Below are 10470 nucleotides of genomic sequence, written 5' to 3'. Positions count from 1 at the left end.
TATCCGATCATTCCCTGTGATCTGTGCGGGTCGCAGGATGGGTTGCAGCGCCAGCAGGTCAAACAGATCCTGGATGGCTGGGAAAAGAACAGCCCCGGACGCAGGCAGGTCATGTTCCGCGCCCTCATGAACGCGCGGCCATCCCATCTGCTCGACCCGAAACTGTTCGATTTCGCGGGGCTGACGCTTGCGGCGGACACTGCGCCGCACGAATAGGCCTGACGATGATCACAACTGCCCTGTTTGGTCGCAAATAAGGCAAAACCGCTTGACCTTTCGGCCCCCGGCAGGTTGAACGGCCTTCAGAATTTTATGTGGAAATGGGCGACTTTCAGATGGACGAGCAGAATAGGAACCTGATCCTGGCGACGGTGCTGAGCTTTGCCGTCATCATGACATGGACGTTGTTGTTCCCGCCCGAGGAGATTCCTGTCGAGCCGACCGTCGAGCAAAGCGTCAGTACCGATGGCGGTGCCGTGCCCGCCGCCGAGGCCCCGACAACCACCGGGGCCGTCACAACCCCCGATCAGGAACCGACCGCCGAGGCGGAAGCCCCGCGCATCGCCATTGAAAACAGCTCTGTCTCCGGTTCACTTTCCTTGCGTGGCGGGCGGATCGACGATCTGGCCCTGACCAATTACCGCGAAACGCTGGATGAAGATGCTGAAACCGTTCGTCTGATGCGCCCCGCGGGCGAAGCTGATGCCTACCTTGCCCTTTTCGGCTGGACCGGCGACCGCGATGTTGCCCCGAATGATGATACTGTCTGGACCCTGATCGAAGGGGAAACACTGACGCCTACAACACCCATCACCCTGCAATGGGACAATGGGCAGGGGCAGGTGTTCCAGACCAAGATCTCGATTGATGATGAGTTTATGTTCAGCTTTGAACAGACGCTGATCAACAATGGCGGTGGCGTCTTCAACTCCCGCCCTTACGGTCTGATCCGGCGCTATTCGGAACCGGATGACCTCAAGAACTTCTTTATCCTGCACGAAGGCCTTGTGCGGATGGCCGATGGTGAATTGTCAGAGATTGACTATGACGAAGTGGTCGATCTGGTGCCCAGCGACGAAGACGCGCGGGTCGAGGTGCAGCAGAACGGCTGGATCGGCTGGACCGATCACTACTGGATGACAACCCTGATACCCGAACAGGGCGCACCCTTCCGCGCCACTGTCCGCCATTTCGACAATCGCGACATCTATCAGGCCGAAGCGATCATGCCTGCGGAAAGCGTTGCGGCCGGTGCATCCACTACCGTCACCACCCGGTTCTTTGCCGGGGCCAAGGAATGGGAAGCAATCCGCCATTACGAAAACGAGGGTGGCGTTGGCGGCTTTCTGGACAGCATTGACTGGGGCTGGTTTTTCTTCCTGACCAAGCCGATCTTTGCCGTGCTGCACTATCTGAACGCCGTGATCGGCAATATGGGCTGGGCCATTATTGCGCTGACAGTGTTCCTCAAGGCGCTGGTGCTGCCGCTGGCCTATAAATCCTACGTCTCCATGGCGCGCATGAAAGAATTGCAGCCGGAGATGGAGAAGCTGAAGGAAAAAGCCGGCGACGACCGGCAGGCCATGCAGCAAGGCATGATGAAGCTTTACAAGGATAACAAGGTCAACCCGGCCGCGGGCTGTCTGCCGATCCTGCTGCAAATTCCGATCTTCTTCTCACTCTACAAGGTGATCTTTGTCACCATCGAATTGCGCCATGCCCCGTGGTTCGGCTGGATCGATGACCTCAGCGCGCCTGATCCATCCTCTATCCTGAACCTGTTCGGCCTGTTGCCATTTGCCGGGCCAGAGCCCGGTTCGATCCTCGCCTTGCTCTTTATCGGGATCCTGCCGATCCTGCTGGGTGTGTCGATGTGGCTGCAGCAAAAGCTGAACCCGGCCCCGACAGACCCAACCCAACAGATGATCTTTGCCTGGATGCCATGGGTCTTCATGTTCATGCTGGGGTCGTTCGCCTCCGGTCTGGTGATCTACTGGATCGCCAACAACATCATCACCTTCATCCAGCAATACGCCATCATGCGCAGCCACGGCGCCAAGCCGGATGTGTTCGGCAATATCAAGTCCAGCATCAAGCGGAAGAAAACCGTCGACCTCGACAAGAAAGAGGGCAAGTAGATGATCACTGTCGCCGCGCTGTGGCGGCATCCGATCAAAAGCCACGGGCGCGAGGCATTGGATGAGGTCACGCTGGTCACCGGCCAGACCATGCCGTGGGACAGGCAGTGGGCCGTCACCCATGACCGGACCAAGTTTGATGCCGCAAACCCCGAATGGGTGTCTTGCCGGAACTTCATGATCGGTGTGACCACCCCCGGTCTGGCTGGCATCTGGGCCAAGCTGGACGAGGATGCACGCAGCCTGACCCTGACCCATCAGGATCTGGGCGAGTTGCAATTTGCCCCCGACGATCCAGCGGATCAGGCCCGGTTTCTGGCCTGGGTCGCGCCCTTATGCCCGCCTGACCGGTTTCAGCCCACCGGGCTGGTTGCCGCCCCCGACCGGGGCATGACCGACAGTAATTACCCCACTGTATCGATCATGACCTATGCCAGCCACAAGGCGGTGCAGGGCCGTCTGGGCCGCAGGCTCGAGATGGAGCGTTGGCGCGGGAATATCTGGCTGGACGGTACCGCCCCGTGGGAAGAGTTCGAATGGATCGACCGCGAAATCCAAGTGGGCGATGCGGTTCTGCAGATCCATGAACCCATCGAACGCTGCGCCCACACAAAGGCGAACCCCCGCACCGGGCAACGCGACACCGACACGCTGGCGGTTTTGCGCGATGGCTGGGACCACCAGAATTTCGGCGTCTATGCCACCGTGATCAAGGGCGGTAAGGTTGGTCTGAATGACACGGTCAAGGTGGGCTAAGATGGAATTACGCTTTCCCGAGGTCGAAACCCCCGACGACGCCGCGCTTGAAAAAGGGCGGCGGTTGTTTGCAGGCGAAACCGAATTCCTCAAAGGCGTGGTCGCCATGGACGGGCTGCCCCCTGCGGACCGGGTCGAGGTTTGCTTTGCCGGGCGGTCCAACGTGGGCAAATCCTCTCTGATCAATGCGCTGACCGGGCGCAAGGGGCTGGCGCGGGCATCCAATACACCGGGGCGCACGCAGGAAATCAACTTTTTCACCGCTGGCGACATCTATGTGGTCGACCTGCCCGGCTACGGCTTTGCCAACGCGCCGGTCGCGGTGGTGGAGAAATGGCAGCGGCTTCTGAAACAGTATCTGCAGGGCCGCCAGACGCTGCGCCGCGTCTTTGTCCTGATCGACGCACGGCACGGGGCCAAGGCGGTGGATGAGGAAATCATGTCCCTTCTCGACAGCGCCGCGGTGACGTTTCAGGTGGTCATGACCAAGACGGACAAAATCAAGGGCAAGGCACTGGACGAAGCGTTGGCTAAAACACGCGCCGCACTGGTCAAACACCCTGCTGCCTTTCCCGAGATCATCCTGACCTCTTCCGAAAAAGGCGACGGGATCGCGACGCTGCGCGCCGTCATCGCGGGCGTGGAATGAAGAAAAGGACCGAAGACATGAACCGTGACTGGATCGCGACCGCACGCACACTGTCCGAGGCCCTGCCCTATCTGCAGCGCTATTCGGGGGCAATCGTCGTTGTGAAATTCGGTGGCAACGCCATGGGCGACGCCGACGCGATGGCCGAATTCGCCCGCGATATCGTGCTGATGCGTCAGGTCGGCATGAACCCCGTCGTGGTGCATGGCGGTGGCCCGATGATCAACGAGATGCTGGACAAGCTGGGGATCAAATCGGAATTCGTGCGCGGCAAGAGAGTGACCGATAAGGACACTGTCGAAGTCGTCGAAATGGTGCTGACCGGGCTGGTCAACAAACGCATCGTGCAGGCGATCATGGACGAAGGCGGGCGCGCCGTCGGTCTGTCGGGCAAGGATGACGACCTGATGGTGGCCGAGGCGGATGACCCCGAACTGGGCTTTGTCGGCAAACCGGTGGAAATGAACGTGCAGGTGCTGCGCGATCTTTACAGTGCCGGGATCATTCCGGTGGTGGCCCCCGTGGCGACCGGCATGGACATGCTGGAAACCTTCAACGTCAACGGTGACACTGCCGCCGGTGCCATTGCTGGCGCGCTCAAGGCGGACCGGCTGCTGTTGCTGACCGACGTCCCCGGCGTCAAGGACGCAAGTGGCGAGGTTGTGACGCAGCTGACCACCGATCAGGTCGGCGCGATGATTGCTGATGGCACGATTGCAGGCGGGATGATCCCCAAGACCGAAACCGCGCTTGCCGCACTGGAACAGGGCGTGCGCGCCGTCGTCATTCTGGACGGGCGATTGCCCAATGCCTGCCTGCTGGAGTTGTTTACCGAACACGGGGCCGGGTCGATCATTCGCGAACCGCGCGATTGAAGGACCTGCGCCACGGTCGAAACTGTGCTATGTGACATCCGTTCTTTAAGGGAGATGACGATGAAACTGCTTTCCTGCGCTGCTTTTGCCCTGACACTTTCCACCACATCCGCCTTGGCCATCGACCCCTGCCTGGTCGGACAATGGGAGGTCGACGGTCAGAGCCTGGCCGATGCCATGGGCGCCCAGATGGGCGGCAGTGCGCGCCATGATGGCGGGTCGGCCAATCTGCAGATCTCGGATGCGGGCGACATGTCGATGACCATCGATGATCTGGTCATCACCGCACAGATGCCCGATGTGCCACCCATGGCGATCACCATCAGCGGCGCATCGCAAGGAACGCTGAGTGCAGATGATAACGACTATATTGCGGATGTGACGGACTATGCGCTTGTCGGTTCAGCCGACGTCATGGGCACACGCATGGACATCCCGATCACCACAGCCGATGGCGGCGGCTGGGGCCAGTCGCGCGGCAATTTCAGGTGTAGCGACGATGTGCTGACCTTCGTACCAGACGCCCCCGGATCAATACCCCCGTCATGGACCCGCGTGCGCTGAATGAGGCTGAATGACAGGCTGCGCCGGGTTGGCCTGCGCCCATTGGGCGAATGCCAGGACGGCGCCGATGTCATCACGCTGATCGGGCCGGACGAACCACATTTCTGGCCCATTTTTCGTGCCAGCCCGGAGTATGGCGATGGCGCTCCCAACCCGCTGGATCGCTGGTCGGCCCGGGTGGTCAGCACCATCGCGGCCGAACACAACGGCACGGCCATCTTTCCCTTCGGCGGGCCGCCATATGCCCCGTTTCAAAACTGGGCGCTGAAAAGCGGGCGCTGCTGGACCTCGCCCATTGGGTTTCTTGTGCATGAAGATGCGGGGCTTTTCGTGTCGTTCAGGGGCGCCATCCGGCAGCCGGGACGCGCGGTGATCGGCACCTGGCCGTGTCCTTGCGAGTCCTGCGAAGACCAACCCTGCAAAGCCGCCTGCCCTGTCGATGCGTTTGCCGATGGTTACGACGTGGGCAGGTGCAAGACCTATCTGCGCAGCCCAAACGGGGCCAGTTGCATGACACGCGGCTGTGCCGCCCGCCGCGCCTGCCCTGTGGGTCAAGCGAACCGCCTGCCCGATCAAGCCGCATTCCATATGAAAGCCTTCCTATGACCAAACGCCTGATCCTGATCCGCCACGCCAAATCCAGTTGGAGCGATCCGTTTGCCGATGATCACGCAAGGGTGCTGAACGATCGCGGGCGGGCCTCTGCCCCGGCAATTGGGTCGTGGATGGCCGAGCATGGGTATATGCCCGACATCATTTTGTGTTCAGACGCGGCCCGAACACGCGAAACCGCGGATCTGATCCTGCAGAAACTGGACCCCAAGCCCGAACTGCATCTGTCGCCCCAGATCTACCACGCAGCCCCGCTGACATTGCTGGAACTGATCCAACGCCAGACGGCGGACAATGTTGCCCTGATCGGGCACAATCCGGGGATCGGGATGCTGGCCAACCTGCTGGTCAAGTCAGCGCCCGATCACACTCGGTACAGCGACTATCCAACCTGTGCCACAGCCGTTATCGATTTCGAGATTGATGGTTGGGCTGACGCTGGCCAGCGGGGTGGCACATGCGTCGATTTCACTGTGCCACGCGATCTGATCGGGACCAGCCGCACCGACATCGACTAGCGCCACGAGGCCCCGGCGCAAGGCCGGGGCGACGTTGTGCTTAGTGGCCGAGGATCTGGCTCAGGAACAGCTGTGTCCGTTCTGATTGCGGGTTGAGGAAGAATTCCTCCGGCTCGTTCTGTTCCACGATCTGGCCCTGGTCCATGAAGATGACGCGGTTGGCGACCTGACGGGCAAAGCCCATCTCGTGGGTCACGCAGAGCATGGTCATGCCTTCCTCGGCCAGTTCGATCATCGTATCCAGCACTTCCTTGATCATCTCTGGGTCAAGGGCCGATGTGGGCTCATCAAACAGCATGATGCGCGGCTTCATGCAGAGCGACCGGGCGATGGCCACACGTTGCTGCTGACCACCGGACAACTGGCCGGGATATTTGTCGGCCTGTTCGGGGATCTTGACCTTTTCGAGGAAATGCATCGCGATTTCCTCGGCCTCTTTCTTGGGGGTCTTGCGAACCCAGATCGGGGCAAGGGTGCAGTTTTCTAGGATCGTCAGATGCGGGAACAGGTTGAAGTGCTGAAAGCACATGCCGACCTCTGATCGGATCTTGTCGATATTTTTCAGATCCGACGAAAGCTCGGTGCCGTCCACGATGATCTGACCGGCCTGATGTTCCTCAAGCCGGTTGATGCAGCGGATTAGGGTCGATTTGCCGGACCCCGACGGGCCGCAGATCACGATCCGCTCGCCGCGCTGCACGGTCAAGTTGATGTCGCGCAGCACATGGAACGTCCCGTACCACTTGTTCATATTCGTGATCTCGATCGCCACCTCGTCAGAGACCTGCATTTGGCTGCGATCAATCTCGCGTTCTTTTGTCATTTCAACCATTGTCAGGTCTCCTTAGCGGTTTTCACGCTGGAGTTTTTTCTCCAGGTAAAGTGAATAGCGGCCCATGCTGTAGCAGAAGATAAAGAACAGCAGACCGATGAAGATGAACAGCTCCCAATAGATGCCGTTCCAGTCGGTCGAGGCACGGATCGCGTTGGTCAGGCCAATCGGGTCCAGCAGGCCGATAAACACCACCAGAACCGTATCCTTGAACAGACCGATGAAGGTATTGACGATCCCCGGGATCGAGATTTTCAAGGCCTGCGGCAGGATGATCAGCCGCATCGATTGCCAGTAATCAAGTCCCAGACTGTCTGCACCTTCGTACTGGCCCTTTGGCAATGCGGCCAGACCACCCCGGATCACCTCGGCAATATAGGCCGCCGAAAACAGGGTCACCATGATGATCACCCGCAGCATCAGGTCAAAATTTGTCCCGGGCGGCAGAAAGTAGTTCAGCAGCAGTGATGCCGTGATCAGCCAGACGATCAACGGAACACCGCGGATCACCTCGATAAAGGCGACACTGGACTTGTTGATGATCAGCAACGGCGACTGGCGACCCAACGCCAACAGAATGCCCAGCGGCAGCGACAGCACGATACCGGACACACCAATGATCATCCCCAGCGTAAAGCCACCGATTTCGCGGCTTTGCACCGGTTCAAGCCCGACACGGCCAAGCGTGGCATAGGTGCTTTCAAGCGCATCCCGCAGGGTGGCAGCCTGTTCCTCTGCGGCCAGTGTCTCTTCCAGCGCCTGACGCTCCTCTGGGGTTGCTTCACCCGCGCCGTCAAGCGACAGCAGTTTGGCCACCGCATCCGGCAGGTTGGCACGCAACTCGGCTGCCTTTTCGGTCAGTCCAGGCAACTGCGCGTTCTGGGCTTCCAACAGCCGGGTTCTGGTCAGCAGGCCGCGCGCCTCCGACAGATCCTCATCCAGCAAGAAGGTTTCTACCGCCAGTTCGGATGCCTCGCGGCGCGCTGCCATCAAAACATCCATCTGGGCGAGCAATGCACTGCGCGCTGTCTCAAACGCGGGTGTTCCGGGGTTGTTCAAGCGCTGCGCCAATGCCTCTTCCAGCAAGGCATCCTTTGTCGCCACTTCTTCATTGACGCGGGCAATCAGCCCATCGCGCTCCGCCTCAAGCGCTTCAAGACGGGGGGTCATTTCATCGACCATCGCACTCAGTGCGGCGGTTTCGCTTTCGATCCGTGCTTCGCCGACGACGCGGTGCAGCGTATTGGTCGCCCATGGGGTAATCAGGCCCCACCATATGACCGCCACCACAATAGCACTGATCACCCCGACAATCGCACCGCCAATCTTCGACAATTCGCGCAGCGCCAGGTACCCCACAACAAAGCCCAACAGGACCAGCAATGGGCTCCAGATCGAACCACCCCAGATCAGCCAGACAGCCAGAAACGGATAGACGAGCGAGAACCACATCATCTGTCTCGGCAATTGTGCCGAAAACAGGACCGGTGCAAGTGCCACGAAGAACAGGGCAAAGGCCAGCACCGGACGCCAGTACAGATCAGATGGATAGAAGCCAAAGATCAGCTGCACCCATCGGTCAGTGATCACCGCAAAACATGCCCCGTCATGGCTCCCCAAACCGTCAACCGACAACACCTGCCGACATTCGGTCAAGGACCCTGCTGTCCAGACGCTATTGGCCAGCCACGGGATCAACCCCGACAAGGCCCAGTAAACGATCAACAGCGAAAGAATAGTCAGGATAGCGTTCAACCAGCTTGAAAACAGGTTTTCCCGCAACCATTTCACAGCACCCTTTTCGCGAAGCGGCGGTTCAGCTTCCGACAACATCTGTGTGCGAACAAAGGTGCTGGATTGTGCGTGTGTATCAGACATCCTAGCGCTCCTTCAGAGTGTTGCGGTTGTTGTAGAAGTTCATCACGGCCGAAATCGCGATACTAAGGGCGAGATAGAACATCCCCATCAGCAAGATACCTTCCAGCTCTCGCCCGGTCTGGTTGATGGTGATGCCGCCCAGCGTGGCGCGCACATCCATATAGCCGACCGCAATGGCAAGCGATGAGTTCTTCGTCAGGTTCAGGAACTGCGAAATCAGCGGCGGCACAATCACTCTGAGCGCCTGCGGCAGGATCACCAGCCGCATCGTCCGGTTCGGGCGCAGACCCAGGGCAAATGCAGCTTCGGACTGTCCCCGGCTGACGGCCAGAATACCGGCGCGTACAATCTCGGCAATGAAGGCGCCGGTATAGAGTGACAGCGCAAGCCATAGGGCAATCAGCGGATTACGGACCTGAAAACCGCCCTCGAAACGCGGGATGCCGCGTTCCGTCATAACGGGGTAATGCACCTCAACCACGCGGCCTTCGACCAGTTGGTCACTCAGCACGGCGATGGGTTCATTGAACAGTGGTGTCGCCTCAATCTCGGCGATCAGGGCATCCGCTTCGGATGCATCGACGATGATTAAGCTGCAATTGCCCGCAGCCAGCGCCTTGCGGGCGTCATCGTCGCCGAAAAAGTCACCGCGGCGAAAGTTCACGTCGGTGCTTTGCATATAGCGTTCGGCGTTGATCGTTGAAGCCTCGCTCGGGATGCTGCAGAAATTGATCCGGCCACTTGCTTCGGCATAGCTGGCCAGGTCCATACCGCTTTGTGCACCCAAGGCCACAAAGACCTGATCATTGCGCTGCGACACAGCGCTCAGCGCGAAATAGCCCAGCACCATCGGCACGATCAGCACGCCCAGCGCGGGCAGGAACACCGGCACGATACGTCCAGTTTCGGCCTGAATGGCCCGGGCGCGGCGGCGCAGGAACACGATGCCGGCAATGCAGGCAATCAGGACCAGCGACAGGATCCAGGCCAGGCTTGACCAGGCGAGGCCCGGCATGAACGTTCCCTGATTTGTGACGGCGACTGAACCCAGAAACATCTCATTCTGGGCGATGCCATCCGCGTTGGGGCGGAAAGTATTCGGGGGATCCATGCCTTCCGTGAACAAGGCGAAAATGGCGATAATCCACAGCAAAAGCGGGACATTCCGGAAGCCCTCGACATAAACAGCCGCCAGGCGCGACACGACCCAGTTATTGGACAACCGCAGAACGCCGATGATCACGCCAATGATTGTCGCCATAATGCAGCCCAGCGCCGACACCAATATGGTGTTGGTCATGCCGACCAGCGCGGCACGGGCATGTGTCATGGAGTTGTCGTAAGCGATCGGCCGTTGATTGATATCGTAACCGGCCCGCGACCCCAGAAAGCTGAAATTGAATTCCTTGCCAAGATTGGCAAGGTTCTGAACAGTGTTGTTGATCAGCCAATAAAACGCGATGCACAGCAGGATCAGGGCAACCACCTGAATAGTGATCGAACGATAGCGTGTATCATAGATGAGTTGGCTTGGCCGAAAGGCAGCTTTCGGCGGGTCGGTCAACGTCGACATATATATCTCCCGGTGGCTCCCGATATTGTCGTGCAGGCTTCAGTTGATCCGAATGTCACTGCACGCGGGATGCGC

9 protein-coding genes and 2 pseudogenes are annotated in these 10470 nt (G+C 59.4%); 8 read left to right on the top strand and 3 right to left on the bottom strand.

Annotated elements, in window-relative coordinates; genetic code table 11:
• From ACFWW4_RS19950 to ACFWW4_RS19915, 8 genes and pseudogenes are all read left to right on the top strand, one after another.
• Positions 1-216, top strand: a pseudogene (locus ACFWW4_RS19950) (tRNA 2-thiocytidine(32) synthetase TtcA); the annotation flags it as partial.
• 119 nt (positions 217-335) lie between these two features.
• A complete protein-coding gene (yidC, locus tag ACFWW4_RS19945) occupies positions 336-2138 on the top strand; it encodes a membrane protein insertase YidC (RefSeq protein WP_411892445.1) in 1803 nt (600 codons plus the stop codon).
• Positions 2139-2894, top strand: coding sequence for an MOSC domain-containing protein (locus ACFWW4_RS19940; protein WP_411892444.1), 756 nt, complete (start codon positions 2139-2141; stop codon positions 2892-2894).
• A 1-nt stretch (position 2895) separates the two neighbouring features.
• Positions 2896-3543 (top strand): ribosome biogenesis GTP-binding protein YihA/YsxC, encoded by a 648-nt coding sequence (gene yihA / locus ACFWW4_RS19935; RefSeq protein ID WP_411892443.1) that lies wholly within the window; start codon positions 2896-2898, stop codon positions 3541-3543.
• 17 nt (positions 3544-3560) lie between these two features.
• Positions 3561-4418, top strand: coding sequence for an acetylglutamate kinase (gene argB, locus ACFWW4_RS19930; protein ID WP_411892442.1), 858 nt, complete (start codon positions 3561-3563; stop codon positions 4416-4418).
• 60 nt (positions 4419-4478) lie between these two features.
• Positions 4479-4982, top strand: a complete 504-nt coding sequence (locus ACFWW4_RS19925; RefSeq protein ID WP_411892441.1) for a hypothetical protein — start codon at positions 4479-4481, stop codon at positions 4980-4982.
• Positions 4983-5588: a ferredoxin gene (locus tag ACFWW4_RS19920; RefSeq protein WP_411892440.1), complete on the top strand. Its 606-nt coding sequence runs from the start codon at positions 4983-4985 to the stop codon at positions 5586-5588.
• Positions 5585-6112, top strand: a complete 528-nt coding sequence (locus ACFWW4_RS19915; RefSeq protein ID WP_411892439.1) for a SixA phosphatase family protein — start codon at positions 5585-5587, stop codon at positions 6110-6112. The genes ACFWW4_RS19920 and ACFWW4_RS19915 overlap by 4 nt, the downstream gene beginning before the upstream one ends.
• Before the next feature lie 40 nt (positions 6113-6152).
• Here the strand turns inward: ACFWW4_RS19915 and ACFWW4_RS19910 are convergent, their stop codons facing one another.
• From ACFWW4_RS19910 to ACFWW4_RS19900, 3 genes and pseudogenes are all read right to left on the bottom strand, one after another.
• Positions 6153-6944: an amino acid ABC transporter ATP-binding protein gene (locus ACFWW4_RS19910; protein WP_393927277.1), complete on the bottom strand. Its 792-nt coding sequence runs from the start codon at positions 6942-6944 to the stop codon at positions 6153-6155.
• Positions 6945-6956: 12 nt separating this feature from the next.
• A pseudogene (locus ACFWW4_RS19905) lies at positions 6957-7613 on the bottom strand (amino acid ABC transporter permease); the annotation flags it as partial.
• A 1210-nt stretch (positions 7614-8823) separates the two neighbouring features.
• Complete coding sequence (locus tag ACFWW4_RS19900) at positions 8824-10395, bottom strand: amino acid ABC transporter permease (protein ID WP_411892438.1); 1572 nt, start codon at positions 10393-10395, stop codon at positions 8824-8826.
• Positions 10396-10470: the final 75 nt, after the last annotated feature.

It is taken from the genome of Yoonia sp. SDW83-1 (genome assembly GCF_046762885.1).
Taxonomy (GTDB): Bacteria; Pseudomonadota; Alphaproteobacteria; order Rhodobacterales; family Rhodobacteraceae; genus Yoonia.
This window is presented reverse-complemented; position numbering and strand designations above follow the sequence as displayed.